29 protein-coding genes and 1 pseudogene are annotated in these 24,276 nt (G+C 65.6%); 12 read left to right on the forward strand and 18 right to left on the reverse strand.

Going from position 1 to position 24,276, the window contains the following annotated elements; translation table 11 throughout:
• Positions 1-4: 4 nt before the first annotated feature.
• Positions 5-928, reverse strand: a complete 924-nt coding sequence (locus BFL43_RS18265) for an SDR family oxidoreductase (RefSeq protein WP_084893903.1) — start codon at positions 926-928, stop codon at positions 5-7.
• On the reverse strand, positions 925-1,383 hold the full coding sequence (locus BFL43_RS18270) for a YdeI/OmpD-associated family protein (protein ID WP_084893904.1): 459 nt from the start codon (positions 1,381-1,383) through the stop codon (positions 925-927). The genes BFL43_RS18265 and BFL43_RS18270 overlap by 4 nt, the downstream gene beginning before the upstream one ends.
• Before the next feature lie 131 nt (positions 1,384-1,514).
• Between BFL43_RS18270 and BFL43_RS18275 the strand changes: the two genes are divergently transcribed.
• Positions 1,515-1,862 (forward strand): VOC family protein, encoded by a 348-nt coding sequence (locus tag BFL43_RS18275; RefSeq protein WP_084893905.1) that lies wholly within the window; start codon positions 1,515-1,517, stop codon positions 1,860-1,862.
• Positions 1,863-2,185: 323 nt separating this feature from the next.
• The gene (locus BFL43_RS18285) at positions 2,186-2,479 is read left to right on the forward strand and encodes a hypothetical protein (RefSeq protein WP_143695394.1); all 294 of its coding nucleotides are present in this window, start codon (positions 2,186-2,188) and stop codon (positions 2,477-2,479) included.
• Between the two features lie 10 nt (positions 2,480-2,489).
• On the opposite strand, the gene BFL43_RS18290 is transcribed toward BFL43_RS18285, so the two are convergent.
• Positions 2,490-3,011, reverse strand: a complete 522-nt coding sequence (locus tag BFL43_RS18290) for a MarR family winged helix-turn-helix transcriptional regulator (RefSeq protein WP_206186705.1) — start codon at positions 3,009-3,011, stop codon at positions 2,490-2,492.
• Between the two features lie 103 nt (positions 3,012-3,114).
• Between BFL43_RS18290 and BFL43_RS18295 the strand changes: the two genes are divergently transcribed.
• Positions 3,115-3,762 (forward strand): NAD(P)H-dependent oxidoreductase, encoded by a 648-nt coding sequence (locus tag BFL43_RS18295; RefSeq protein ID WP_084893908.1) that lies wholly within the window; start codon positions 3,115-3,117, stop codon positions 3,760-3,762.
• 6 nt (positions 3,763-3,768) lie between these two features.
• Here the strand turns inward: BFL43_RS18295 and BFL43_RS18300 are convergent, their stop codons facing one another.
• A complete protein-coding gene (locus BFL43_RS18300; RefSeq protein ID WP_084893909.1) occupies positions 3,769-4,221 on the reverse strand; it encodes an SRPBCC family protein in 453 nt (150 codons plus the stop codon).
• A 70-nt stretch (positions 4,222-4,291) separates the two neighbouring features.
• On the opposite strand from BFL43_RS18300, the gene BFL43_RS18305 reads away from it, so the two are divergent.
• A complete protein-coding gene (locus BFL43_RS18305) occupies positions 4,292-4,876 on the forward strand; it encodes a hypothetical protein (RefSeq protein ID WP_143695395.1) in 585 nt (194 codons plus the stop codon).
• Between the two features lie 75 nt (positions 4,877-4,951).
• Here BFL43_RS18305 and BFL43_RS18310 read toward each other — a convergent pair whose 3' ends face one another.
• The 3 genes from BFL43_RS18310 to BFL43_RS18320 are packed head-to-tail and all read right to left on the reverse strand — an operon-like array spanning position 4,952 to position 8,074.
• On the reverse strand, positions 4,952-6,442 hold the full coding sequence (locus BFL43_RS18310; RefSeq protein WP_084893911.1) for a protein adenylyltransferase SelO: 1,491 nt from the start codon (positions 6,440-6,442) through the stop codon (positions 4,952-4,954).
• Positions 6,443-6,490: 48 nt separating this feature from the next.
• Positions 6,491-6,742 (reverse strand): DUF6480 family protein, encoded by a 252-nt coding sequence (locus tag BFL43_RS18315; protein ID WP_084893992.1) that lies wholly within the window; start codon positions 6,740-6,742, stop codon positions 6,491-6,493.
• 51 nt (positions 6,743-6,793) lie between these two features.
• Positions 6,794-8,074 (reverse strand): lipase family protein, encoded by a 1,281-nt coding sequence (locus tag BFL43_RS18320; RefSeq protein WP_084893993.1) that lies wholly within the window; start codon positions 8,072-8,074, stop codon positions 6,794-6,796.
• A gap of 150 nt (positions 8,075-8,224) precedes the next feature.
• Here BFL43_RS18320 and BFL43_RS18325 point away from each other — a divergent pair, with 150 nt between their 5' ends.
• Both BFL43_RS18325 and BFL43_RS18330 read left to right on the forward strand, forming a co-directional pair.
• Positions 8,225-9,661, forward strand: coding sequence for an alpha/beta hydrolase family protein (locus BFL43_RS18325; protein WP_084893912.1), 1,437 nt, complete (start codon positions 8,225-8,227; stop codon positions 9,659-9,661).
• 135 nt (positions 9,662-9,796) lie between these two features.
• Positions 9,797-10,195, forward strand: coding sequence for a GtrA family protein (locus BFL43_RS18330; protein WP_240498340.1), 399 nt, complete (start codon positions 9,797-9,799; stop codon positions 10,193-10,195).
• 8 nt (positions 10,196-10,203) lie between these two features.
• Here BFL43_RS18330 and BFL43_RS18335 read toward each other — a convergent pair whose 3' ends face one another.
• Positions 10,204-10,641: a hypothetical protein gene (locus tag BFL43_RS18335; protein ID WP_084893914.1), complete on the reverse strand. Its 438-nt coding sequence runs from the start codon at positions 10,639-10,641 to the stop codon at positions 10,204-10,206.
• The gene (locus tag BFL43_RS18340) at positions 10,638-11,816 is read right to left on the reverse strand and encodes a molybdopterin-dependent oxidoreductase (protein ID WP_084893915.1); all 1,179 of its coding nucleotides are present in this window, start codon (positions 11,814-11,816) and stop codon (positions 10,638-10,640) included. The genes BFL43_RS18335 and BFL43_RS18340 overlap by 4 nt, the downstream gene beginning before the upstream one ends.
• A gap of 138 nt (positions 11,817-11,954) precedes the next feature.
• On the opposite strand from BFL43_RS18340, the gene BFL43_RS18345 reads away from it, so the two are divergent.
• The gene (locus BFL43_RS18345; protein ID WP_084893916.1) at positions 11,955-12,194 is read left to right on the forward strand and encodes a hypothetical protein; all 240 of its coding nucleotides are present in this window, start codon (positions 11,955-11,957) and stop codon (positions 12,192-12,194) included.
• Here BFL43_RS18345 and BFL43_RS18350 read toward each other — a convergent pair whose 3' ends face one another.
• The 3 genes from BFL43_RS18350 to BFL43_RS18360 are packed head-to-tail and all read right to left on the reverse strand — an operon-like array spanning position 12,195 to position 14,222.
• Positions 12,195-12,860, reverse strand: a complete 666-nt coding sequence (locus BFL43_RS18350; RefSeq protein ID WP_084893917.1) for a hypothetical protein — start codon at positions 12,858-12,860, stop codon at positions 12,195-12,197.
• Positions 12,857-13,537 carry a TIGR04282 family arsenosugar biosynthesis glycosyltransferase gene (locus tag BFL43_RS18355; protein WP_240498341.1) on the reverse strand — a complete coding sequence of 227 codons (681 nt, stop codon included), beginning with the start codon at positions 13,535-13,537 and terminating at the stop codon, positions 12,857-12,859. The genes BFL43_RS18350 and BFL43_RS18355 overlap by 4 nt, the downstream gene beginning before the upstream one ends.
• Positions 13,527-14,222, reverse strand: coding sequence for a glycosyltransferase family 2 protein (locus BFL43_RS18360; RefSeq protein ID WP_084893918.1), 696 nt, complete (start codon positions 14,220-14,222; stop codon positions 13,527-13,529). Before BFL43_RS18360 ends, BFL43_RS18355 begins: the two co-directional genes overlap by 11 nt.
• 112 nt (positions 14,223-14,334) lie before the next feature.
• Between BFL43_RS18360 and BFL43_RS18365 the strand changes: the two genes are divergently transcribed.
• From BFL43_RS18365 to BFL43_RS18375, 3 genes are read left to right on the forward strand one after another with little or no spacing between them, the layout of a single operon-like run.
• Positions 14,335-15,702 carry a hypothetical protein gene (locus BFL43_RS18365; protein WP_143695396.1) on the forward strand — a complete coding sequence of 456 codons (1,368 nt, stop codon included), beginning with the start codon at positions 14,335-14,337 and terminating at the stop codon, positions 15,700-15,702.
• A gap of 32 nt (positions 15,703-15,734) precedes the next feature.
• Positions 15,735-16,415 (forward strand): response regulator transcription factor, encoded by a 681-nt coding sequence (locus BFL43_RS18370; protein ID WP_240498342.1) that lies wholly within the window; start codon positions 15,735-15,737, stop codon positions 16,413-16,415.
• Positions 16,416-16,419: 4 nt separating this feature from the next.
• Positions 16,420-17,517, forward strand: coding sequence for a HAMP domain-containing sensor histidine kinase (locus tag BFL43_RS18375; protein WP_084893919.1), 1,098 nt, complete (start codon positions 16,420-16,422; stop codon positions 17,515-17,517).
• On the opposite strand, the pseudogene BFL43_RS18380 reads toward BFL43_RS18375, so the two are convergent.
• A pseudogene (locus BFL43_RS18380) lies at positions 17,468-18,563 on the reverse strand (NAD-dependent epimerase/dehydratase family protein). The gene BFL43_RS18375 and the pseudogene BFL43_RS18380 overlap by 50 nt on opposite strands.
• Positions 18,506-19,309 carry an S-methyl-5'-thioadenosine phosphorylase gene (locus tag BFL43_RS18385; protein WP_084893920.1) on the reverse strand — a complete coding sequence of 268 codons (804 nt, stop codon included), beginning with the start codon at positions 19,307-19,309 and terminating at the stop codon, positions 18,506-18,508. Before BFL43_RS18385 ends, BFL43_RS18380 begins: the two are co-directional and overlap by 58 nt.
• 127 nt (positions 19,310-19,436) lie before the next feature.
• On the opposite strand from BFL43_RS18385, the gene BFL43_RS18390 reads away from it, so the two are divergent.
• Positions 19,437-20,192, forward strand: a complete 756-nt coding sequence (locus tag BFL43_RS18390; RefSeq protein WP_084893921.1) for an alpha/beta hydrolase — start codon at positions 19,437-19,439, stop codon at positions 20,190-20,192.
• A 21-nt stretch (positions 20,193-20,213) separates the two neighbouring features.
• Here the strand turns inward: BFL43_RS18390 and BFL43_RS18395 are convergent, their stop codons facing one another.
• Together BFL43_RS18395 and BFL43_RS29530 are read right to left on the reverse strand one after the other, a co-directional pair.
• Entirely contained in the window at positions 20,214-22,319 is a 2,106-nt protein-coding gene (locus BFL43_RS18395; RefSeq protein WP_084893922.1) for an iron ABC transporter permease, read from the reverse strand.
• Positions 22,316-22,624 carry a hypothetical protein gene (locus tag BFL43_RS29530; protein ID WP_240498343.1) on the reverse strand — a complete coding sequence of 103 codons (309 nt, stop codon included), beginning with the start codon at positions 22,622-22,624 and terminating at the stop codon, positions 22,316-22,318. Before BFL43_RS29530 ends, BFL43_RS18395 begins: the two co-directional genes overlap by 4 nt.
• 146 nt (positions 22,625-22,770) lie before the next feature.
• On the opposite strand from BFL43_RS29530, the gene BFL43_RS29535 reads away from it, so the two are divergent.
• Positions 22,771-22,962 carry a hypothetical protein gene (locus BFL43_RS29535; protein ID WP_240498344.1) on the forward strand — a complete coding sequence of 64 codons (192 nt, stop codon included), beginning with the start codon at positions 22,771-22,773 and terminating at the stop codon, positions 22,960-22,962.
• Here BFL43_RS29535 and BFL43_RS29540 read toward each other — a convergent pair.
• Positions 22,946-23,374 carry an ABC transporter substrate-binding protein gene (locus BFL43_RS29540; protein ID WP_240498345.1) on the reverse strand — a complete coding sequence of 143 codons (429 nt, stop codon included), beginning with the start codon at positions 23,372-23,374 and terminating at the stop codon, positions 22,946-22,948. The two genes, BFL43_RS29535 and BFL43_RS29540, sit on opposite strands and share 17 nt — an antisense overlap.
• Positions 23,371-24,264 carry an ABC transporter ATP-binding protein gene (locus BFL43_RS18405; RefSeq protein WP_084893923.1) on the reverse strand — a complete coding sequence of 298 codons (894 nt, stop codon included), beginning with the start codon at positions 24,262-24,264 and terminating at the stop codon, positions 23,371-23,373. The genes BFL43_RS29540 and BFL43_RS18405 overlap by 4 nt, the downstream gene beginning before the upstream one ends.
• Between the last annotated feature and the right edge of the window lie 12 nt (positions 24,265-24,276).

Consider the following 24,276-nt stretch of genomic DNA (forward strand, 5'->3'; position numbering starts at 1 on the left):
GCCATCAGGCATTCCAGCTGTCGGGGGCGGTGCCGTCGACGTCGGTGAAGCCGTATTCACGGGCCAATTCTGCTGAACTGACCGACTTCTGATTCCACCGCGCCCGGTTCGGGTCCGCGGCGATGGCGGCGACCGCACGGCCGACGTAACGCGGCGATTCGGAGGACGCGAAGGCCGGTGGCGCGGTCGGCAGCCCATCACCCCGGTTGTCCTGCAGGGCCTCGCGCCAGGTGGCCTCGGTGACCTGCCAATTGTCGAGCATCATCTCCGAACGCAGCCAACCAGGCGTGATTGCGACGGCAGTGGCGCCGCGCTCGGCCAATTCGTGGCCTTGCGAGTAGGCGAGCCGGTTGACCGCCGCCTTCGCCAAGTCGTAGAACACCGATATCCGGTAGCGGTCGGCGTTGTATTCCGCTGTGCCATCGGTGATTTCCACCAGCAGACCACCGGGCTCAGCGACGAGTAGGGGTAGCAGGTGGTGCGAGGTGATCAGGTGGGTATCGATGCCAAGTCGCAAGATGCGGAGACCGCGATCCAGGTTGTGCTCCCAGATCGGGGTATTCCATTCCGGTGGAGCACCTTTCAGTTTCTCCGCGCCCCAGATGTCGTTCACGAGGACATCGATGCGACCGTAGTCGCGTCGTAGCTTCTCCGCGAGCTTGTGCACTTGCTGCGGATCAAGATGGTCGACCTGCACCGCAACGCCGGTGCCGCCGAGTCGGGTGACCAATTCCGCGGTCTCTTCGATGGTCTCGGGACGATCGTAGTCAGAGTCGATCCCGCCGCTGCGGCTGCTGCGGCCGGTGCAGATGACCGTCGCACCCGCCTCCCCGAGACCCGCCGCAATACCGCGACCGGCGCCTCGGGTGGCGCCGGCCACGACGGCTACCTTGCCGCCCAGTGCCTCGGGAGAAACTCTTGGGCTCATGCATCTGCCGTCCGCAACGCGTCGACGACAGCGGCGATCCGCCGGTCGCGGGTGTCGTCGCGCTTGGCATCGGCGACGGACCGAGCGTGTTCTTTTCGGCGCGACGGCGACAGTGCGTCGAAAGCGGCGCGGAGCGCCGGGTCGGCATCGAGTGCCGTAGCGAGTGTGGGCGGTAACTCGACCTCACGCGGCTCGGCGTCGAGTTCGATCATGACGTCCACGGTGTCGCCGGCTTCTACGCCGAGCTGCGCGCGAACACTTTTGTTGAAACCGAGCAGATTCTCGCCGCCCATCCGACCGATGCGACCGCGAACGGTTGTTTCACCGATGGTGAATCGGACTGGCGGGGTCTTCGTGCCACCGAGCGTCGCGACCTGTTCGTCGGACAGCACGATGGCAGCAGCCGGCCCGCGTGGTTGCAGCGTGGCGGTCAGTTGCAGCGATTCTCCGGTCATGGCCAGACTCTAGCCAAGCGCAGGTGGGGCGCACGGGCCTCTCGCGAAAACGATTGAATACGTGGACTCCGATGAGTTTGCGCCCGCGCTCGAGTCGGCATTGGTGTATCGCATTCGATGAAGGAGGAATCATGCAGATCACGCATACGCTGTCGGTCATGAAGGTTCGCGATCACGATGCGGCCGTTGCTTGGTACACGGCCCTTTTCGGGCGGGGGCCGGATCGGCGCCCGATGCCGCCGTCGGCCGAGTGGGACCTCGGGTCCGGGCGCGGCGTCCAGGTATATCTCGATCCCGATCACGCCGGTGCTCACGACATGATCATCGGCGTCGCCGATCTCGACAAGGCGCTCGCCGAATTGAGTGGCCGCGGGATCGATGGGGAGGCGTACACCGTGCCGTCCGGGCAGTTCAGGCTCGCCATGCTGTCCGACCCGTCCGGGAACTCGGTCGTGCTTGCTCACGAAGAAACCGCCTGAGTAGGTGCCGGTATGACGACTCCGGTCGGCGAGTCGCCCCTTGCCGGTCTCGACCCGATCCTGGGCCGGTGGAAGACCTCGGGCACGGTGTTCGATGGAGGGGGTGCGATCGAGGCTCGTGTCTCTGGCACCGACACCTACCGGCTCCTGCCCGCCGGTGCTTGGATCGCTCACGAGGTCGACGTCAGAATTGGCCAAAACCACACGGTGGCACACGAATTGATCGGCGGGGAGCACCCAGACGGTGGATGGACATGCGTTTCGACCGAATGGACTAGACGGCAACAGCTGCCTCTCGCGGCAGCATTGGTTACGATCCCGCCATGGACAAAGGGGCGGCCGGACGTCTGGCTGAAGGACGACTCGAGGAGTGGAGTCGAGCGGTGAGTTATGACGAGCTCGTCTGGGCGGACAACAACGAATCGACCACCAGGCGGCAGGTGTCGCAGGATGGTGTCGACTACACCATCGAGTCGACGGTGTATCGGGAGCAAGGGGCGAACGTGTACACGATGGCGGTGCGCGTCAGCGAGGTCAAGAAGAGTTCGTTCTTTCGTAAGTCGGTCTCCCGATATGGTCGTATGTTCCCCGACGGAAGGTTCGTCGAAGGCGCGTGACGCCTCGGCTTCAACCCCTTGGTCGGCGGTCGATGGCGGAGGCGAGGGTGTCGGCCAGTGCGGGGTCGACGGCGGTGACGACGAGGCGAGCGGCCGCGCCGAGGTGCTCGAGTTGATCGGCCCCCATGGCGTCAATGACGAGTCGCCGGACCTCGCGGACGTGTGAGGGCGCAATACGTTGTAGCTCTTGCCATCCCGTTTCTGTCAGAATCGCCTCGGTGCGACGGCCGGCGCCGCCGCACGAGCGCCGCTCGACCCACCCCGCACCCTCCAGTCGGGACACCGCGTGCGACAGCCGGGACAGAGATCCTCGTGCCAGCCCGGCGAGGTCACTCATCACCCGCACATGGCCGGGGGCGTCAGACAGCGACACCAGGATGTTGTATTCGAAGAAGTTGATCCCGGCCTCGTGCTTGAGCTGTGCGTCGAGCTTGCCGGGCAGGGTCATGATCAGCGCTACCAGTGACGCCCAATCGCGTTGCTGATCGCGGGAAAGCCACACATCGCCCGTCTCGTCCTGGTTGTCGGTCACCGTCCCATCGTATCGAAGTTGAACATTCAACAAATGTCGGTATGGTTGAACTTGCATGTTCAAGTTCAACGATCCGTCCCGCCCGTTTTCACTAGGAGTCCCCATGACCCTGTTTCGTCTCGACGCCAGCATCCGTGTCGAGGGTTCACACAGCCGCGCGATTGCCGACATCGTCGAACGGGAGTGGCGGGTGGGTCATCCCGACGACAGCATCGTCCGACGCCAGGTCGGAACCGAGCCCATCCCTTCCACCACCTGGGGGACTGCAGCCTTCGCCGGCTACACGCCAGAAGATCAGCGCACAACTGAGCAGCGAGAAGCGCTGGGGCTGGCTGCGACCCTCGCTGACGAGTTGATCGCCGCCGACGCGTTCCTGTTCGCAGTGCCGCTGTACAACTTCGGGGTCTCGCAGCACTTCAAGACCTGGGTCGACACGGTCCTCACCGATCCGCGATTCGGGCCCACCGGCCCTCCGGCGATCGCCGGCCGACCTGCAGTGCTCGTGACCGTTCAGGGCGGCAACTATTCGGCAGGCACGCCGCGCGAGGGCTGGGACCATGCGACGGGGTGGATGACGCGCATACTCGCCGACGTGTGGAACTTGGATCTCGACGTCATCGAAGCCCCGTTCACCTTGGTCGGTGTGAACCCTGCCCTCGACGAGTTCAAGGATCTCGCCGCAAGTCTGCGATCCGATGCCGACGCGCTCGCCACGAAACACGGCCAGGCGCTTTCCGCACCGCGGGGCTGACGACCGCTACCGTTCGGCGAGCGCGGCCAGCCTTTCGAGCGACGCACGCAGATTGTCGGCAGTCGTCGCGCGCGCCCGCACCAGACGTTTCTCGTCGCTCAGATCCGACCAGTCGTAGGTGTGGGTCACGCGCGTATGGCTGTCGTCGAGCGGTTCGAGCTCCCAGCGCCAGAGGTGACCAGGCGGCTCGTGACCCGCTTCTGAGGGGAGCCACGCGATGAGGCGTCCTTCGTCGAACTCCACGATGTGGTTCTCGCGGTCGGCTCCGGTGGTGAGAGTCATCGTGAACACATCACCCACCGCGCGGACACGTTGATCGGCCGAAGCCGCGGTCAGGTTGTCATTGCCGTCCCAGCTCGGCTGCAAGGACGGGTCCGCGATCAGCTCGAAAATCTGCTCGGCGCTGGTTGCGATGTCGCGGGACGCGCTCACCACCCGGGTTTCGATGTTCTCGGCCATCGTCAGATTCAAGCATTCGTTCGCGACCTGGCCAACCTCGCAATGCCTGCGTGCTGAGTATCATGAGCTCGTGACCGAGGAGCCGCCGGCAGGGCATGTGGTTCTCGTGGTCGATTCCTTGGACCCCCCGTCGGGCCCACCTGTATCGCTGAGGTATCCGCAGCGGGTGTCCCGAGTCATGTTGGTGATCATCGGGATCGCGCTCCTGGCGCTCTCCGCGGGGCTCACCACCGCTCTGGTCGCCTTGTGGACGGCCGACAGCCCCGGCTCCTGGTTCAACGTCATCTTCACGGTGATGGGTGCAGTGTTCGTCGCCGGCGGGTGGGCGGGTTATATGAGCTATCTGGGTGACGCCGCGGCTCGCGAGGACGCTGAGACGAGGTGGGCGATGGTGGGCCCGACGGCACAGCCGCTCAGCGGCATCATCGCCGACCGCGAGGTGTCCCTCGGCGAGACCGGCGAGGTGTCGCGTTTCAGGTTGGTCATCACGACTGAGGTGGGGGTTCTCGGTGCCATGTGGCGTCCTGAAACTCGTGACAGCAGAGCATTTCTGCAGACCCAGGTGCCCGGTGTCGGCGGCGTCGTACGCGTGTGGCATGCGGGTACGGGCGAACCGTTCGTCGTCGAAGTAGCCGACCCGACAGTGGTTGCATGATCCGCGCCACCTGCGGACGGGCGCGCCAGTTGCAACCGGAGCGTTCGCTCCCAGGCGGCGCGAACCTTCGACAGCTCAGGTGCCGCAGAAGGTTTGGAACGATTCGCTGAACACCGGGGGAGCAGGTGTTGCGTAGTCAGCCCAATCGTCGCGGCGGTCGAACGGATGGGTGACGATGTCCAGCAACTTCTCGAACGGAGCGAGATCACCGGCGGTGGCGGCCTTCAGAGCTGCATCGAGCTGATGGTTGCGCGGAATGTACAGCGGGTTGACCGCATCCATCGCATCCGCGGCGTCGTCGCGGCCATACCTGGCCAGTTCAGAGCGCCAACTCGTGAGCCAGGATCCGAGCTGTTCGCGCGGGATGAGGGCGTCCAGAGCGGTTGATTCCCCACGTAGTTCGCCTGCAAGAGCTCGGAACGTGCCGGTCCAGTCGGCACCGTGGGTCTTCATCAGTGCCAGCAGATCATCGATCAACGCCGGGTCGATGGTTTCACCGCCCACGCCGAGCTTCGCCGACATGCCGGCCGCATAGTGGTTCTGGAATCGCTCGTCGAAGGAGTCGAGCACTGCCGAGACCGCGGCGATCGCGTCGTCGGGCGTGGAATCGATCAGTGTCAGAAGCGTTTCCGCCAGCCGCGCCAGGTTCCACTTCAGGACAGCCGGCTGGTTGCCGAACGCGTAACGGGCACCCTGGTCGATGGAGCTGAACACCGCGGCCGGGTCGAAGGCGTCGAGGAACGCGCACGGTCCGTAGTCGATGGTCTGCCCGGAGATGGTGGTGTTGTCGGTGTTCATGACGCCGTGCACGAATCCGGTGAGGATCCATTGCGCCACCAGAGCGGCCTGCGCCTCGACCACGGCTTCGAAGAATGCCAGGTACCGCTGATCGGCCGGCAGTTCGGTCAACGCCGGGTAGTGGCGCGCGATCGCATAATCGGCGAGGGGTTGCAGGACCTCGCCCTGCCGGACCGCGAACTCGAACGTGCCCACCCGCAGGTGGCTGGCGGCGACCCTGGCGAGCACGGCCCCGGGCTCCGCGCCGGTTCGACGAATGTCCCGGCCGGTTGCGACCACCGACAATGCTCGCGTGGTGGGGATACCAAGGGCGTACATGGCTTCGCTGACCAGGTATTCGCGCAGCATCGGGCCGACGGCGGCGAACCCATCGCCACCTCGGGAAAAGGGCGTCGGCCCAGACCCCTTGAGGTGCAGGTCCACGCGCCCGTCGTCGCCGACGAGCTCGCCGACCAGTAGTGCGCGGCCATCCCCGAGCAGCGGTGTGTAACCCCCGAATTGGTGGCCGGCGTAGGCCATCGCGACCGGAGTGGCGCCGGCAGGCGCTGACGCCCCCGACAAGACCTGGACGCCGTCGGCGCTACGCAGGACGTCCACGTCGAGTCCCAGGGATTCGGCCAGCGGTTCGTTGACGATGAGCAACCGTGGGTCAGGCGCATCAGCTCCCTGCCAGGGCACGGCCAATGCACTCAGTTGCTCGGCGTACGTGCTTTCGAGGCCGGTGATCGCTGGGTTGCTGCCCACTGCGGAACTCGGTGTTGTAGCCATCATTCGAGGTTAGCCACTCCAGTGCTGTATGCGGTGTCGCCAGTGATTTCAGAGGAGGTCGAAGACGCGACTGAACAGCCCGACGGCGATGATCAGGACGAGGAATACCGCGACAGAGATGACGATGATGGGCAGTGCTCTGCCGCGCTGCGGCGGTTCGTGGTTCGGACCACCCACGCCGGTCTCGGCCGGCGGGGTGTCACCGGGTGTGACGCTGCCGCCGGCTTCCAGTCCCGCGGTGTCGTTCGGTTCGGGGTTCTGCGGTTCGAACGCGAAGTCTTCAGAGTCTCGATTGGGCATGGTGGCTGAGTACCCGATCCCTCGGATGCCAACCAGCGACGGCAACCGAGGTCAGGGGATCGGTGTCGGTGCCAGGCTGTTGCCGGGCGGGATGGTCGCGCAGTTACTGCGGGTGGGTAGCCCGGCGAACCGCTCGGTCAGGAATTGCAGCCCCTGGGCCTCGAACGGCGCAAAGGCCTCGGCGTGGGTGAGTCCGTTGAACTGGGAGTAGGTCACGTCGACACCACGCCCGCAGTACTCGTGCGCCAGGCCGACGACGTCGTCGGTGATCATGATGGTGTCGCCGAGCGCGTTCGCCTTGCCCACTCCCAGGAGCATCGGAGTACGCGGGGTGCCCTGGCTACCCATGATGTTGTCATCGATTGCCGCGACGACTTCGGGAACGTCGAGCAGTGAGTTATACGGCGCCTTGACCATCGACGCGTCGGTCAGGGTCGGGTACTTGGAGGCGAAGTTGACGATGCATTCGGAGCTGACCTGCTGGGTCACCTGCTGGCCGTACGGGGACAGGAACGTGCTCGTATCGAGGTTGTACGTTCGCTGATAGGCGACGACGAGTGCGGGGATGACGCCCGCCCACTGCTTGCTGCCACTGACGTAGGGCAGGTTGTGCGCGAGGTCGACTGGCAGCCCGCCTGCCGCGGCACCGACGATGTTCAGTTCGGGTGAGTACTTCGGTGCTATCTCAGCACCCCACTGAGTGGGAACCGAGCCGCCGGAATAGCCGACGAGGCCGACCGGTGTCGAGGAGGGAGCGTCAAGAAACGCCTGAGTCGCGCGGATCCCGTCGAGCATTGCGTACCCCGACTGTCGGCCGATGGTCCATTCGAGCTCTTCGCCCTCGTAGTCGGGTGCGACGACGGTGTACCCGGCGGCGAGGTATCCGGCGATCAGATTCTGCTCTCCGAAGGCGATGAGGTTCGTCGACCCACCGCTCAGGGTGTAGGAGGGGTCGCACTGGGAACCGAGTGCGTCGTACGCCATCTGGTACGACACGATCTTTGTCGGGCCGGGTACCAGCGGCCGCAGGACGGTCGCGACGGTGACGGCGCCGCGCCCCTGCTGATCGGTTGTCCGGTACAGCACCTGGTTGCCGGTGATGGGGGTATCGAGACTGGGCGTTCGGAAGTTCATCGGCCGCGAGCGCAACACGGTGCCGGGCGCGATGCCGTCCAGGGATCCGTCATAGCTGTAGAAGGGATCTGCCGAGGGCAACGGCGAACCCGGGCCGGGATCAGCCTGTGCTGTCGGAACGCTCGCCAATGCCAGCGACCCGGTGATGAGGGCGGCCACGGCCACCAGACGCAGGGCGAACGCGCGAACAATGAGCATGGCGATCATTTAAACACCGACACGGTGCATCGGTACCTAATCGAGACAATCGAACGCACTGAAATCGGGCGGTAACGGATTGGCGATGTGTCGCGACAACTCTTGAAGCACTTGTTTCGGTCGGGACCGAGATCAGGAGAGCTCCCGCGCATGCCCAGTTCGTTCAACCAGTTCGGTCACTCCGTCCCCGCCTGGAAGGTCGTCGGAGAGGCTCGGCACGCGCACCCCGAGACGCCGCGGCGTCGCCGCGGACCCCGCGTGCTGGTGCTCGGCGCCATCGTGGCCGTGCTGAGCATCGCACTCACCGCCATCAGCTCGCTGCTGTTCTCTTTCGGCACCGCAGGTGCAGTTGCCGGCCAGCCGGACAAACTCCGCCCCGGATGTACCTGGGACTCTTCGGCCTACTACGTGCAGAACTGCCAGGTCTGGTCGAAATCCCAGAACAAGAACGTCATAGTGCAGATCCGCGCCTCCGAGGGCAGCAACCGGGGCGTCTATCTGCTCGACGGGATGCGGGCTCGCGAAGACCGTTCCGCGTGGACGACAGACGTCAAGGCCGCGCAGGTCTACGACCGCAGTACCGACACCACACTTGTCATGCCGGTCGGCGGAGCGTCGTCGTTCTACACGGACTGGGACGCCGGCGCCGGTGACCAGAACGCCACCATCAAGCAGGAAACGTTCCTGACTGACGAACTGCCCGCCTACCTCGCCGAGAACTTCGGTGTCAGCCCGTCCAACAACGCGATCATCGGTCTGTCGATGTCCGCCGGACCGGCGGTCACCCTGGCCGAACGCCACCCCGAGCAGTTCAAGGTGGTGCAGGCGATGTCGGGTTACTACCAGACAGACAATCCCGTTGGCGCGCTGGGTGTTTTCGCGTCCCAGACGCTTGTGTCGAACTACACGAACGGCATCGTCAACATGTGGGGTGCGCCGGGTAGCAACCGGTGGACCGAGAACGACCCGTCGAAGAACGTCAGCAAGCTCAAAGACAACGGCCAGGTGCTCATCATCTCGTCCGGCAACGGCTTCTTGACCCCGGGCGAACTGGCCAAGCTGGCGCCCCAGGATCAGATCAGCGCGATCGCCCTCGAGATGCTGTCGGCCGTGTCGACCATCCTGATGCAGATCCAGGCAACGCAAAGCGGCGCGAACGTCGTCGTGTTGCCCAACTACGGCGGCCACACCTGGGAGAACTGGGGACGCGCTCTGCGGGACGGGCGGGACGAGGTGACGGAGACGCTGCGGAACACTCCGCCCGTCACCGCGAAGACCCAGGTCGTCGACGCGACAGGCGGCGAGGTTGCCGACGGAACAGCGAAGGCCACCAAGGCTGCGCTGCGTGCCGCCGACGAGCCCTCCGTGCTCCCGGCAGACGTACCCGCGACGACTGAGTCGAGCGTGGCACCATCGGGCGCCGAATCAGCGACGCCGACAGAGCCGCCGGTATCGGCCACCTCCACCCCGTCGGAAACAACTGGGGCGGATGCGGTCTCGACCGATCCGGCGCTGACGTCCACCGACACCTCGGGAACGAGCACTCCGACGACCACCACCACGACGTCGACCTCCCCGGCGCGCTGACTCGACCGCACCCCGCTGACTCGACCGCACTGCCGCTCACAGAACTTCGTCCCGCTCGTGAAATAGTGCGAGCAAGACGAAGTTTTGTGAGCGTGACTTCCGAGATCGCGACTGAACGAGCAAGGGTGTGGCGCCGTGTCCGGCAGGTGGTACCGCAGTGTGCTGGTCCGCTTCTACCTCGTGGGTGGGGCCAGCGCGCTCGCATACGTGGTGTTGTTCGTCCTGCTGCGATTCGTCATGCCGTCACAGCTCGCGAATGTATTGGCGCTTTTGATTTCTGCGATCGCCAACACCGCGGTCAACCGGCGATTCACTTTTGGGGTCCGCGGCACTGACGACGTCATGCGGCACTATCTGCAGGGCCTCGCCGTTTTCGCTCTGGGACTCGCGGTCACCGGTGGAGCGTTGTGGCTCTTGCACATCTGGATATCCGATCCGTCGCGAGTGCAGGAGGTCTCCGTACTGTTGGCGGCGAATCTCGTTGCCACAGTGGTTCGCTTTGTGGGCCTACGGCGTGTGTTCGCACCTACCTGACGGGGGTGCTACTCCCGCTGGGTGGATGCCGCCGCAGGGCGTCGTCGTCGGGCCAGGATGAGGGAGACTGCCAGCAACCAGATGACGGTGAGAGCGATGACGACGCTGACGCCGTAGGGACGATCGAGGATGGTCGCGTTGTCGGGTGTCTTGTCCGGAGAACGTGGTAGCAGTACGGGCAGTGAGAGGATGAGCACCACCAGGCTCGCGGTGACGGCGAGCAGCGCGGGCGGCCACCATCGTTGTGGCAAGACTCTCTTCGCGGCGTAGCCGAGGGCGATGCATGCCGGCGCGAACAGTGCGTCGTGGACGATCAGCCCGCCCGCGAGCCAGAAGATGATCGAAAGCTGATCTGCACGGGGCATGGCCCAGAGCTGTGAGAGTCCGTACCACCCCAACGCCAGGGCGGCGAGGATCAGGATCGCCCGAATGAAGCGGAGTGTCATAGGATCTCGATTCGGGTCAGCCACTTGGTCTGTAGCACCCCGGGCCGGTTCGGCGCGATGAGCCGGCACGGGTAGCCGTGGTCGACGATCAACTGCTCGCCGTGCAACCTGAGGGCGACGAGCGAGAGTGGATCGTCGGCGGTGTTCGCGGGCAGTGTGCTCACTCCGTAGAGTCCGGCCTCCAGCGAGATGAACCGGACGTCGCGGTTTCGGTCTCCGCCGACGAGCGCCACAAGGTTGCGTACCTGAACTCCGCTCCACCTACCGGTCGCGCTCCACCCTTCCACGCACGCGATCGGAAGGGCGCTGTCGTGTTGCGGCATGGCCCGCAGCTGTTCGAGGGTGAGTTCTTTCGTCACGTTTCCGTTGCTGATGGTCAGCCGGTAGTCGGGATTGCGGGCCGACTCCTGGACTCCCGCGGCCGATGCCGTTCGGTTGATCGGTATGCCTTGTGGTCCTTCGCCTGAACGCGGCGCGAGAAACGCGAACCAGCGCAGGAAAGGCACCGTTTGTCCGGCGAAGGCCAGCACAGCGAGGGACCCGACGGCGATGGTGCCCCGTAGAACCGTGCGCCGTGACACCACCCCGTTCTCCGGTGCTGGTTCGCTCGTGGGCCTTTGCGGCTCGGACGTCGTGCCAGTCGTGTCGATCGGTTCGGTCGACTCGACCGGACTTCCCAGGGCGCGCTGGATGATCGGCAGTTTGACGGCTATGTGCACCAGGATCGACGCCACCACCAGGAACGACATGGCGTAGTGGGTGGTGGTGAAAAAGAACTTCCATGGATACCACTGGGCGGTGTTGAGCAATCCGGTCAGGAGTTGAAAGATCGTCGAGCTCACCAGGACTGCGATCGAGGCGCGCTCCACGGCTCGTGCGGGTGTCCCGATCACGGGCCTGGCGAAGAGCTTCGGGTAGACGAGTTGGAGTTTGATCAGCAGCAGCGGGATGGCCACGACGCCGGTGATCACGTGCAGTCCCTGCGTGGTCTGGTAGAGCCACACCGGACGGGACGGCCAGTAGAACCATCCGGGAGGGTGTTGTATCCAATGACTGAGCATGCCGGTCAAGAAACACACGGTGATACAGATCCCGAGCAACATCCCGACGCGCGCAACCAGCCGGGGACTACGCAGACCGGTATCGCGATCTGCGTCAGCGTCGAGGGCATTCATCGGATCATCGATCTCGTGCGTCGGCGCCCTGAACCCATCCGGGTGGGAGCGGGCCGCGAATACTCAGTACGCGACGGGTACATGACAGCTGGTCCCTTGCTTCGGAGGGCGCGATGTGGAAAGTGGTGGATCATCTAGATGAGCAGCCGAACACTCGTTCTCGACGACCTCATGTTGGCTCGGAACGATCCGGCTCTGGCGTCGTTGCGAGACAGCGGTTTGTTCGCTGACCTCGCTGCGCTTCATGCGCGCTCGCACGGCGAGAACGTACGCGGTGTGGTGTCGGCAGGATGGATCGGACCGAGCACCGTTCGAATTTGTTACGACGTGGAAGAGTGCGCAGCCGTCACCAGTAAGCCCCATGCTCGACATCGATGATCACCGCCCGGTGAGTTCCATCAAATCGCGACCGCCGATGGTCTCACAGCGATAGCGCAGCCCGACGGTCTCTGCGAGTTCGCAGGCGTAGTCGATGCCGACCCGTGCCCACGGAAACCATTCGCCGTAGGAGCTTTCGGTCTCGACGCGAGCGGCTCCCCGCCAGAGTCCGGCCAGGCCGCAGTCGAGTTCGACGATGATCGACCCGCCCGCCGCGATCAGCTCGGACGCGCGTCTCGCCACCCGGTCGGGATCTCCGCCGATACCGATGTTTCCGTCCAGCAACAGCACGTGCCGCCAGCGACCTTCGCCGGGAAGTCGGTCGAACAGACTGCGTCGGATCGCAACTCCGCCCTGCGCGCGGGTCATGCTCACTGCCTGATCGCTGTGATCGACACCCAGCGCCGCGATCCCCCTGTCGATCAGCCGATGTACGAGCCGACCCGGACCGCATCCGAGATCAACCGTGGGCCCGAAGCATTTGTCGGCCACTCGGCGATCGAACTCCGAGTCCGAACCGACTAGGCTCGTACCGAGCCACCGATCGACTGGCAACAGATCGCGTTGGCCATCGGCGTGCCGCAACCATGTACGTTGGCCGGCAAGACCTTGTGAGACTGCGCTGTCGAAGTATTGGGTATCCGCGGTCTCGTCGGCGACGGTCATGATGATCGTTCCATCAGAGTCGCAGCGGTTCCCGCGAATCGGCTGCCGGGTGCACAGCGACGCGCGACTCCGTCGATGTCCTCGGGATGGTCGACATCGCACAGTTCGGGTAGCTCGGTCACCCGGAGCCCTCCTGACTCCAGTGCAGCTCGGGTTGCCGCTCCGGTTTCGGCTGATGACATCGGCACGCCGGTGAGGGTGTGCGCGCCCCGGGCGTCGTGGAGTCCCAGCCCCCACCAGCCCCCATCGGTGGCGGGGCCGAGGACACAGTCCGTCTCCTCCAACGCTGCCAATGCGGCCCGGAACTGGCCGGCCGTGATCTGGGGCGTGTCCATCCCGACCTGGAAGACCGCACCATGGACCACGTCGTCGGTGTCTCGATGGGCGTTCTGAAGCCGTTCGCCAAAGGTGTTGCCGTGCTGGATGATCAGCGTGGTGTGGCGAAGTCGCCAGCCGATCTCCTCGCCGGCGACGGCATCGCCGAGAGCGCCGGTCATCGCGACGACGACCGGCGCGGTCCCCACCGACAACGCGGTGTCGAGGGTGTCGAGAAGTGCGGCGGCCGCGAGCTCGGCCGCTTCGATCTCCGAGAACTTCTCGGTGAGGCGGGTTTTGACCTGTCCTGGTACCGGCGCCTTGGCGACGATCAGGATTCCCTGGGGCGTGTCAGTGAGCAACTCTCTCCTCCATCTGGTGAAGAACGGTCAGGAAGTCACGGGTTGCCCGCAACGTTCCCTTGAGTGATCCCGACACTTTTGATCTACCGCCCGACCGCGGCCGATAGGTGATGTCCAATTCTGTTATCTGCCAACGGGCGGCACCTGCTCGCGCAAGGAGTTCGACCGGGTACCCGAAACGGCGGTCGGTGATCCCCAGCCCCAAGAGATCGTCCCGCCGGACCGCCCGCATCGGTCCGATGTCGTGAATGGGTATGCGGTACCGGTTTCGGAGGCGGCGAGCTATCCACTGGGTTCCCAGTCGAGAATGCAGGGGCCACGTGCGGCGGTCGACGGGCCGGCGTCGCCCGACGGCGAGATCGGCGCCGGCGGCCACGGCAGCAACCAGTTGCGTGAGGTCGGCGGGATCCATCGAACCGTCACCGTCGATGGTGCAGACGATCTCCGTGGTGCAGGCTTCGACACCTGCGTGCACAGCCGATCCATATCCGGGAAGCGGTTGACGGACAACGGTGCAACCCAGCGCAGCAGCGACGTCGGCGGTGCTGTCGACGCTGCCGTTGTCCACGACGAGTGCCTTGATCCCGGCGGGCAGGGCGCGAATGATCGCAGGCAAGGACTCGGCTTCGTCGCGGCAGGGGATCACGACGGTGGCACTGATGCGTGATGTGTTCTGCTGTCCCATGTCTTCGACGCTATGGGCGAGCGCTGAACATAGCCAGCAGAATCCGGTGACGGAAAAGTGACGTCTGGTCGGAAGTCGCAACGGTGCAGCGAACGACGCCTAGTTTGGAAGAGTGACCGAAACCATGAACACTCTCACGGATTCAGACACGTCAGGACACCAGCGCTGGATCAGCCGAGGAGATCTGGTATCCCTCCTAGCCGCAACAGCTTTGCTGACGACCGCGGTCGTCGCGCCCATCGTCGGCGATACCGAGTGGCGCATCAACATCTTTGCGCTCGCACCACCGCTGTTCGGTGAATACGGACCGCATTTCGGATACGGCACGGTGGCTGCGGTCCTCGTCGCGCTTGCCGTCATCGCGTATGGCCCGACGCTCGCGACTCGATTGTCGTGGAGATCGGTCATCCTTGCCGCCATGGCGACGTGCCTGGCGTGGACCTTCTCGTTGGCGATGATCGACGGCTGGGACCGCGGTTTCGCCGGCCGGTTGATCAGGCCGGACGAATACCTAGCCGAGGTGCCCGGTGTCACGGGTATCTCTGGCATGCTCGACGAGTTCTCCGGCCGAATACTGGACTTCCAGCCGGACTCGTGGACCACCCATGTGTCCGGCCATCCTCCGGGATCCCTGCTGACCTTCGTCCTCCTCGACCGCATCGGTCTCGGAGGCGGCGCCTGGGCGGCGATCTGGGTCGTGCTCGTCGGGTGCAGTGCGGCCGGTGCGCTGCTGATCACGACCGCGCACTTGAGCGATGAGGCGACGGCGCGGCGGATCGCACCCTTCGTCGCGCTGACCCCTGGCGCAGTCTGGATGGGTGTGTCAGCCGATGGCTATTACATGGGAGTCGCAGCGTGGGGAATCGCGCTGCTTGCCATTGCCGCGACCACGTCCGGCACGCGTGCGGTGGCAGCTGCTGTCGGGAGCGGACTGGTCCTGGGTTGCGCGATCTTCCTGAACTACGGGCTCGTGCTGATGGGTCTCGTTGCGATCGCGGTCCTCGTCGTCGCCCGGGTGTGGCGACCGATTGTGTACGCCGTCCCGGCCGCGCTGGCTGTCGTCGGGATCTTCGCCGCGTTCGGGTTCTGGTGGCTAGAGGGCTACCACCTGGTCGTCGAGCGCTACTACCAGGGCGTCGCGACGCAGCGGCCATTCTCGTACTGGGGCTGGGCGAACTTCGCCTCGGCACTCTGCGCGGTCGGGCCGGCGGCCGCGGTAGGCATCGGACGCGCCTTCCGACCAGGATTGATCCGCCGTCGCGAAGCCGTGGTGCTGCTGGCGCTGGCCGGTCTGCTGGCGATGATCGTCGCCGACGTCAGTGCACTGAGCAAGGCCGAGGTCGAGCGGATCTGGCTGCCGTTCAGCGTATGGCTGCTGGTCGCGACGGCGCTGTTGCCCCGACGATCCCACCGGTTCTGGCTGGCCGGTCAGGCCATCACGGCCTTGCTGATCAACCACCTCGTGTGGACCTATTGGTAGAAGACATGTTTGCTGGTGTGGTGCGAGTTCTGATGGCTGACGACGATCCGATCGTCAGCGACGTGGTGCGTCGATACCTGGAGCGCGATGGGCTGCAGGTGGCGTTGGTCGGCGCCGGGGACGCCGCGCTCGAACATCTTCAGAATCACCAGGTCGACCTCGTGATCCTCGACGTGATGATGCCTGGCCGTACCGGCATAGAGGTGCTGACCGACATTCGGAGCGGACCTCTTGCCGGGATGCCTGTCATCCTGCTGACGGCGTCCGGCCAGGAAGAAGATCGCCTCGTCGGATTGGCCGCGGGGGCCGACGACTACGTCATCAAGCCGTTCAGCCCGCGGGAGCTGGCGCTACGGGTGCAATCGGTGTTGCGGCGCAGTGTCGCGAACTGGTCGGGTACCGCAGCAGCCGACAACCTTGCCGACGGTGAGGTCGTGATGGATGCGGAAGCACGCAGCGTCACAGTTGCCGGCACACCCGTCAGCACGACCAAACGCGAGTTCGATCTCCTGCGCTTTTTCCTGTCCCACCGTGACGCGGTGTTCAGTCGCGAACAGTTGCTCTCTCAGGTCTGGGGATGGTCGTTCGGCGACTTGTCGACCGTGACCGTGCACGTCAAGCGGTTGCGTGCCAAGCTCGGCGACTGCGATTCGCTGGAGACCGTGTGGGGTCAGGGCTATCGGTGGGTCTCCGCGTCGGTCGACGAACGGTGATCTGATGGCCACCGACATCCGGCAGATCGTCGGACTCTCGCTGCTCTGGTCGGCGCCGGTGGTGCTCCTGGGCACCTTCTTGCTGCTGGGTCTGCGGCGGTTGTCGCTGGTGACGAGCACCGTGGTCCTGGTCCTGATCCCGCCGATGGCGATCTTGATGGGCGTCATCGGGGTCAGTGGGTTCATGTTCACCGACGACCTCAAGCGCACCGCGACCGTCCTTGCCTCGGTTGCGATCATCGTCATCCCGGCGGCGGTTCTGCTCGCCCGGTTCCAGGCGCGACGCACGGTCTGGGAGCGTCACGCCCGGGATCAGGAGCGGGCGGCCGAACAGTCGCGCCGCGAGTTGATCGCCTGGGTCAGCCATGACCTTCGCACCCCGCTCGCCGACATCCGGGCCATGGCCGAGGCTCTGGCCGACGGCGTGGTCTTCGACACCGACGAGGTATCGACGTTCGCACGTCAGATCGATCGGGACGCCGTGCGGCTGTCGGGGATGGTCGACGACCTGTTCGAGATGTCCAAGATCAACGCCGGCGCCCTGCGGCTCGAGCGCGAGAACCTGGATCTGCGCGAGGTGGTCGACGAGGTCGTCGCGGGGTGCGCTGCCGCTGCCGACCGTGCCGATATCCGACTGCGGCCCGTCATGCCGGACGACGCGGTCATGGTCGACGCCGACGGTCGAGCGGTCTCCCGGGTTCTCACCAACCTCGTCATCAATGCGATCGCGCACACGCCGAACGGCTGCCCCGTGGAGATCGAGGTGGGGCGCCGGGATTCGCACGCGTTCCTCCGCGTCGACGACGCCGGTCCGGGAATCGCCGAACACGAGATGGCGAGGATCTTCGAGATCGCCTATCGCGGCACATCCGCGCGGACGCCCAAAGACGACAAGGGCCTACCTGTCGGCTCCGGAATGGGACTGGCGATCGCCGAAGGTCTGGTCTCCGCCCATGGCGGCCGGATCTCGGTGTCGAATCGGGACCCGGGCAGCCGGTTCGAGGTACACCTGCCCGTTCCCGGCGGCCCTCCGGTTCCGAAGGCTCCCGAGATCAGCGCAGAGGCGCCGTCGCGAACTCGCGGAGGCCGCGCTCCGGCATGATCGAGGCGCGGAAGCCGAGCATGGCGGCTGCCAGTGCCGGGTCGGCCACGATGTGGCGGACGTCGCCAGGCCGATAACGGCCGGTGGTCACCGGCGCCGGACCGGCGATGCCGGTGGTGAGCGATTCAGCGACCTGTTTGATCGATATCGGCTGTCCCGAGCACACGTTGAACGCCTCGAACCGGCCGCTGCCCGTGTCGGATACGAGTCTTTCGATGGCCGCTACGTTGGCAGCGGCGATGTCGCTGACGTGGACGAAATCGCGCATCTGCCCACCGTCCTCGAACACCGTCGGCGCCTGACGGGCCTCGAGCTGTGACCGGAAGATGGCCGCCACGCCGGCGTACGGGGTGTCCCGGGGCATGTGCGGGCCGTACACATTGTGGTTAGCGCAACGCTGTCACCGCACCTCCGGTCTCCAATGACCAGGCGCGGCAATATGATTCCTGCGCCGCCTTGCTCGCCGCGTAATAGCTACGAGGTCCCACTGGAGCATCCTCGGGTGTCAGGGCCCAGGCCGCGGGTTCGCCGCCGGGTAGGTACCTCTCGAATCTGCCGGCTTCGAGATCGGCGGTGCTGCGTGCCGGTGGGTCCACGATCGCCCCGAGGCCATCGCGGTAGGTGCCGTCGCCGTAGACGACCATCGATGACGCGAGCACCATTCGTTGACACCGTGTTTCGAACATGGCTGCCAGTAGACGCGCGGTGACGAGGTCATTGTCGGCTGCGTAGTCAGGGGCATCACGGGCATCGACACCGGCACCGACCCGAGCAGCCTGATGGCAGACGACGTCCACGCCGTCGAGCAGTTCGACCAGTGATGCCTGCCGAAGATTGGTGACCAGTACGCCGTCGGGTGCGATGGCGTCCGATCCGTGTGCGGCGGGAATCATGCCATCCACTGCGACGACGTCGTGGCCGCGTTCGGTCAACGCCGATCTGATGTGGGACCCGATGAATCCGGCGGCGCCGGTCAGCAACACCCGCGTCACAGCTCTGCCTCCATGAGGGAAGAGATGTCGTGTTCGCCGCGTGCGCAGAGACATTCGGGTTCCATTGCAGCCACACCGATTGCTCTGATGAGTACCTCGCGAACATGTTGGAGCCCGCGCTCGAACACCGCGAATACCTCCGACGCGGTGACGCCGTCGCCGGCCACCAGACCCGCGTCTGTGTCGGTCACCAAAGCGATGGCCGCGTAACACATCTCGAGTTCACGAGCCAGGACCGCTTCGGGGTGCCCGGTCATGTTCACCAAGGTCCACCCTTGCCGGGCGTACCACTGGCTTTCGGCCCTCGTAGAGAAGCGTGGACCTTCGACGACCACCATCGTGCCGTCGGGGACGGCGTCCGGGGCGGCTGTGGCAGCTGCGCGACGCAGCGTCGGACAGTAAGGATCGGCGAATCCGACGTGGATGGCCGGGCCGTCGAAGAAGGTCTGCGCGCGACCGGTCGTCCGGTCGACGAGCTGATCGGGAATGACCATCGTCCCTGGTGCGAGGTCAGTATTGAGTCCACCAACGGCACATGGCGCGAACACCTGTCGAACACCCACCGACCGCAACGCCCACGCGTTGGCCCGATACGGAACGGTGTGCGGCGCGTACTCGTGCGATAGCCCATGGCGGGGCAGGAACGCCACCGGTACCCCGCCGACATCGCCGATGGTGACAGCGGCACTGGGATCGCCGTACGGAGTTCTGACCTCGACCTGCTCGGCACCGGAATGGAAGAACGAATAGAAGCCGGATCCGCCGATGATTCCGATGCGGGGTTGTGTGGCAGCGCTCATGAATCCAGCCTGCCTTACGCAGCACGTCACCGATGAGCCGCAGTGATGACGTCACAGATTCGTAATACCGTGACCGGCCGCAGACCTGAGCACCATTCCGAGGGAGGAACGTCGATAGGGTGGGGAAGTGCCCTATCTCCGGATCAACGACGTGGACCTGTACTCGGAAGTCGACGGCACGGGACCTCCCGTTCTCTTGCTCCACGGTGGTTACTGCTCGCTCGAATCCCTGCGCGCGCAATCCGACGCCCTGGTGCCGGATCATCAGGTGTTCGCGTATGAGCGCCCCGGCCATGGACGTTCGGCGGACATCGACGGGGACTACGACTACGCACGCGGGGTTGCCGACACCCTGGCGTACCTGGATGCCCACGAACTGACGAGGGTGGACGTGATCGGCTACAGCGACGGCGCGATCATCGGATTGCTGCTGGCGATGAGCCATCCGGATCGGATCCGTTCGCTGGTTGCGATCAGCGCGAACCTCGACCCGACGGCGTTCACGCACTCGGACGAAGCCGCCGGCGCCGTGGTTCTGGATTCGCCGGTAGCGGCGGAGGACGCCGACGAACCGGACCTTGAACGGATGCATTACGAACGGCTCTCCCCGGACGGCCCGGAGCATGCAGATGTGGTGCTGAACAAGCTGTTTCGTCTCTGGACCAACGAGCCGCGAATCGCGCCCGCCGACCTGGCCGCGATCACCGCGCCCACCCTCGTGATGTCAGGGGACCGGGACACCATCAGGCCTGATCACAGTCTGCTGATCGCTTCGTCGATCCCGGGCGCTCAGCTGTCCATCGTGCCGGGTACGACGCACAACCTCATCGCCGAACGACCTGAGCTGATCAGTGTGCTGATCAAAGGGTTTCTGCAGCAGTGAGATCGGTGAGGCGTTTCGTGGCTACCTGTTCGACCGACTGAGCAGCCAGACGAAATAGGGCGCGCCGACCAGCGCGATCATCAGCCCGGCGGGAAGCTGAGCGGGCGCGATGAGGGTTCTCCCGAGAGTGTCGGCGACACAGACGAGCAGTCCACCGAGCAGCATCGACACCGGGATCACGCGTCCGTGGCGGGTGCCGACCAGCCCGCGGGCAAGATGCGGGGCGACCAGTCCGACGAATCCGACCACACCGACCGCGATCACACTCAGGGCGGCCAGGACCGCCGCGATCGTCAACAGGATCAGGCGGGTGCGCTCGAGCCGGATGCCCAAGACCCGCGGGGTGTCCTCGTCGATGGCAATGATGTCGAGGCGGTGCCGCATGCCGATGAGCACCGGTACCGCGAGCACCAGAGCGAGGGCGATCGGCACCACGTCGGGGAGCGTACGTCCGTAGGTGGTACCCGAGAGCCACGTGAAGATACGTGGGGTGTCATAGGGATTGGCCCGCAACAGCAGGAAGGTAGTCACCGCGCTCAAGCCGTAACCGCAGCCGATGCCGATCAGCACGAATCGGTCAGGGAGTAGCCCGCCGCGCCAGGCGAGTGAGGCGATCAGCGCAAAGGTGGCCAGCCCCAGTGCAACTGCCATGAGAATGATCAACCCACGCCCGCCACCGGAGGTGGACGTCACGACGATCACCGCACCGAGTCCGGCGCCTGCCGAGATGCCGAGGATGCCGGGTTCGGCCAACGGGTTGCGAACGGTGCCCTGCACGACGCACCCGGCGAGAGCGAGCGCCGCACCCGCGAGGACGGCGGCGGCCACCCGTGGGACGCGTTCGTCGAGTGCGCGTCCGACGAGGTCCGGAGCGGTCCCCTGCAGCCAGAGCACGATGTCGCCGGTGCGCAGCCACAGGGTCCCGGCGAGGAGATCGATGATGATCGATGCGATGAGCAAGACGGCTGCGATCGCCAGGGTCACCAGGAAGGTGCGCCGCGAGCGAAGCCGGATTCGCTGTGACGGCGGTGGTCGGGTGGACCCTGAATCACGTAGGCGCATGGCGAGAGCCACGATGACCACGGCGCCCAGCAGCGCGGTGGGCACGCCGGTCGGGATCGACGCGGCACCCTGTGCGCCGAGGATCGCGCGGAGCGCGACGTATGCGAGGAGGATCAGCAGCGCCCCGATCAGGCCCGAGACGGGGATCAGGAAAACATGCCGGTGCAGGGCGTGAATGCGTCCGGCGAGCAGGCGGGCGAGCACGGGTGCCGCAAGTCCGAGGAAGGCGATCGGCCCGGCCAGGGTGACCGAGATGGCGGTCAGCAGTACGGCGCAGAGCACCGCGACGATGCGGGTGGATTGGATCGGTACACCGACAGCGGCAGCGGCGTCGTCGCCGAGACCGAGCACGTCGAGCCTGCGGGAGAGCAGCAGGGCCACGCACACCATCACGATGATGACCGGGGCCGCGCGTACGAACGCGTCGATGTTCAGCTGCGCGAGAGAACCGTTGCCCCAGGCGAAAAGGCCGGTGGTGTTCTCCTTGAAGACGATGAGAAGCATTGCCGTCGCCGCGTCGAGAGCCATTGCGATGGCGGCACCGGCGAGGATGAGCCGGGTGGTTGCGGTGCCGGCCGCGCGGCCGGACAACCCCAGCACGATGGCCGCGGCAACCAGGCCTCCGAGAAACGCGACGCCGCCCGACGCCCACAGCGGCACAGCCAGTCCGAACGCGGCCGCCAGGGTGAGCGCGAAGTACGAACCGGCGGTGACGGCCAGGGTGTCGGGAGAGGCGAGGATGTTCCGGGTGATCGACTGCAGCAGTATTCCGGCGACGCCGAGGGCGAAACCCGCTGCTACACCGGCCAACAGGCGCGGCAGACGGGATCCGGTCAGTATCTCACCGACCGGGACCCCGCCGACGGTCTCGTCCGCGCCCCCGAGCATGCGCAGCAGGTCCCACATCCCGACTCCCGAGGTGCCCTGGGTGAGGTGCCACATCCCGATCAGGACAACGCCGATAAGCAGCGTGACCAACACGGTCGCGCCGCCGACACCACCCCGGACGCCGACGTCGGGCAGCGACTGCCGCTGCTCGACGTCGGCGGAACGCGTCGTGGTCAAGCGTTGGTGAGGACGTCGACGTAGGCGTCGACCGCCTGCTGGCAGGAGAGTGGACCGCCGGCGCCCCAGACGCCCGGAGGGAACGCGTGCGCGCGGCCCTGTTGCACTGCGGGCAGCGACGTCCAGATCGGGTTCTTCGCCATCTCGGTGACGTAGCTCTCGGCCTCGTCGTCAGTCGAGTAGAAGAGGTTGGCGTTGCCCACGGCGGTGAGACCCTCGATGTCGGTCTGTGCCAGTCCGTAGGCGGGATCGACTCCGCCGCTGCCGTATTGCTCGTTGATCTCGTTCGTCCAGGCCGACGTCATGCCGAGCTGCTCGCCCAGTGCGGTGAACAGGGCGCCCTGACCGTGGGGGCGGATGATGACGTTGCCACCCTCGATCCAGCCGTCGAAGAACAGGAAGTCTCGGTTGGGGAGCTCGACGGCCCGACCTTCTCCTTCGCCTGGGCGAGGTGGTCGTCGAACTCCTGGAGTACCTGGTCGGCGCGTTCGGTGCGGCCGGTGGCCTCACCGATCTGCGCGAAGACGTTCTTCATGTTGCCGATGGGGTCGGCGCCGTCGGCTCCGAGCGTGGCGAGCACGGGGACCCCGCGGGCCTCGAGCTGACCGATGATCTCGTCGTCGGCGCTATGCCTCGACGATGATGAGATCTGGGTTTGCGGCGTAGAGGGTGTCGAGGTCGGGTTCGCCGCGGGTGCCGACGTCTGCGACGCCCTCGGGGAGCTTCTCGGCGCTGACGTACGTGGAATAACCCTCAGCGTCGGACACCGCCACCGGCGAGACGCACAACGTGAGCGCGTCCTCGATCTGCTGCCACTCCAGCACGGCAACGCGCTTGGCAGGCTGGTCGAGTTCAACGGTGCGGCCGACGCCGTCGGTCAATGAGACCGAGCCGGTTGATGTTTCGGTCGTGTCATCGGTGCAGGCCTGCGAGGTCGGCGGTGCGACGCTGCTGCTGTCGGCCTCGTCGACGCTGGTGGAGCCACAGCCGGCGACGGTCAGGGCCACGACGGCAAAGGCCGCCGAGACTGTCGCGAAACTCTTGGTGCGGGTCACGAAAAATCCTCTCGAGTGGGGTTGGTGGACGTGTTCGGGGCATCACCCGAGAGCCGGGCGGGGTGCCGTCCGATGGGGTCGATGCGCAGGCGGTTCGTGCGATGGTCGAGGTGGACATCGACGCCGATGTCGTAGACGTTCTCGATGTTCTCGGCGGTGAGGACATCGAGGGGCGCGCCGGAGGCGTGAATTGTGCCCGCAGACATCAGGATCAGGGTGTCGGCGACATGCGCTGCGTGATGGAGATCATGTAGGACGATGCCGACCGCTGCGCCGTGTTCATCGGCGAGATCTCGGACGAGGTCCAGGGTGTCGATCTGATAGCGCAGGTCGAGGTGGTTCGTCGGCTCGTCCAGCAGGACCACTCCGGTGTCCTGGGCGACGCACGCGGCAAGCCAGACCCGCTGCACCTCGCCGCCGGACAACTCGCCGACAGACCGCTCGGAAAACCCGTGCACGCCGGTGGCATTCATCGCCTTGTCGACGGCTTGTCGGTCCTCATCGGACAGTCCCGAAAAACCGCGCCGGTAGGGGTGGCGCCCGAACGCGACCACTTCGCGCACTGAAAGTCCCTGTGGTGCAGGGCGGGACTGGGTGAACAGGGTGACTTCCCGCGCGAACTCGCGCGAACTCAGCAGCGAGGCCGCACGCTCGTGCGCGCCGAGGCGTAGCTCGCCGGCGTCGATGTTGTGCAAGCGAGCCAATGACCTGAGCAGAGTCGACTTCCCGCTGCCGTTCGGTCCCACCAGGGCCGTGACGTGGCCGGGCCGGAGCTCGACCGACACGCCATGAACCACTGGCTGCCTGCCGTATCGCAGCGTCAGGTTCTCACCCACCAGTGCCGGCGGGTGGGCTCGCGCGTCAGGGCGCGGAGCGGGCGAGGAGGTCATGGGATCAGTTCT

It is taken from the genome of Williamsia sp. 1135, from assembly GCF_002095395.1.
GTDB lineage: Bacteria > Actinomycetota > Actinomycetes > Mycobacteriales > Mycobacteriaceae > Williamsia.

Bases quoted from the DNA above. Each gene is read 5' to 3' on its own strand.
- BFL43_RS18300 (WP_084893909.1), bottom strand. From the start codon at position 4,221: ATGGCCGAGAACATCGAAACCCGGGTGGTGAGCGCGTCCCGCGACATC.
- BFL43_RS18275 (WP_084893905.1), top strand. From the start codon at position 1,515: ATGCAGATCACGCATACGCTGTCGGTCATGAAGGTTCGCGATCACGAT.
- BFL43_RS18335 (WP_084893914.1), bottom strand. From the start codon at position 10,641: ATGACACTCCGCTTCATTCGGGCGATCCTGATCCTCGCCGCCCTGGCG.
- BFL43_RS18270 (WP_084893904.1), bottom strand. From the start codon at position 1,383: ATGACCGGAGAATCGCTGCAACTGACCGCCACGCTGCAACCACGCGGG.
- BFL43_RS18405 (WP_084893923.1), bottom strand. From the start codon at position 24,264: ATGACCTCCTCGCCCGCTCCGCGCCCTGACGCGCGAGCCCACCCGCCG.
- BFL43_RS18295 (WP_084893908.1), top strand. From the start codon at position 3,115: ATGACCCTGTTTCGTCTCGACGCCAGCATCCGTGTCGAGGGTTCACAC.
- BFL43_RS18315 (WP_084893992.1), bottom strand. From the start codon at position 6,742: ATGCCCAATCGAGACTCTGAAGACTTCGCGTTCGAACCGCAGAACCCC.
- BFL43_RS18350 (WP_084893917.1), bottom strand. From the start codon at position 12,860: ATGACCGTCGCCGACGAGACCGCGGATACCCAATACTTCGACAGCGCA.
- BFL43_RS18370 (WP_240498342.1), top strand. From the start codon at position 15,735: ATGGCTGACGACGATCCGATCGTCAGCGACGTGGTGCGTCGATACCTG.
- BFL43_RS18310 (WP_084893911.1), bottom strand. From the start codon at position 6,442: ATGGCTACAACACCGAGTTCCGCAGTGGGCAGCAACCCAGCGATCACC.
- BFL43_RS18385 (WP_084893920.1), bottom strand. From the start codon at position 19,309: ATGAGCGCTGCCACACAACCCCGCATCGGAATCATCGGCGGATCCGGC.
- BFL43_RS29530 (WP_240498343.1), bottom strand. From the start codon at position 22,624: ATGACGTCGGCCTGGACGAACGAGATCAACGAGCAATACGGCAGCGGC.
- BFL43_RS18340 (WP_084893915.1), bottom strand. From the start codon at position 11,816: ATGAATGCCCTCGACGCTGACGCAGATCGCGATACCGGTCTGCGTAGT.
- BFL43_RS18345 (WP_084893916.1), top strand. From the start codon at position 11,955: ATGAGCAGCCGAACACTCGTTCTCGACGACCTCATGTTGGCTCGGAAC.
- BFL43_RS18325 (WP_084893912.1), top strand. From the start codon at position 8,225: ATGCCCAGTTCGTTCAACCAGTTCGGTCACTCCGTCCCCGCCTGGAAG.
- BFL43_RS18285 (WP_143695394.1), top strand. From the start codon at position 2,186: ATGGACAAAGGGGCGGCCGGACGTCTGGCTGAAGGACGACTCGAGGAG.
- BFL43_RS18320 (WP_084893993.1), bottom strand. From the start codon at position 8,074: ATGCTCATTGTTCGCGCGTTCGCCCTGCGTCTGGTGGCCGTGGCCGCC.
- BFL43_RS18360 (WP_084893918.1), bottom strand. From the start codon at position 14,222: ATGGGACAGCAGAACACATCACGCATCAGTGCCACCGTCGTGATCCCC.
- BFL43_RS18375 (WP_084893919.1), top strand. From the start codon at position 16,420: ATGGCCACCGACATCCGGCAGATCGTCGGACTCTCGCTGCTCTGGTCG.
- BFL43_RS18265 (WP_084893903.1), bottom strand. From the start codon at position 928: ATGAGCCCAAGAGTTTCTCCCGAGGCACTGGGCGGCAAGGTAGCCGTC.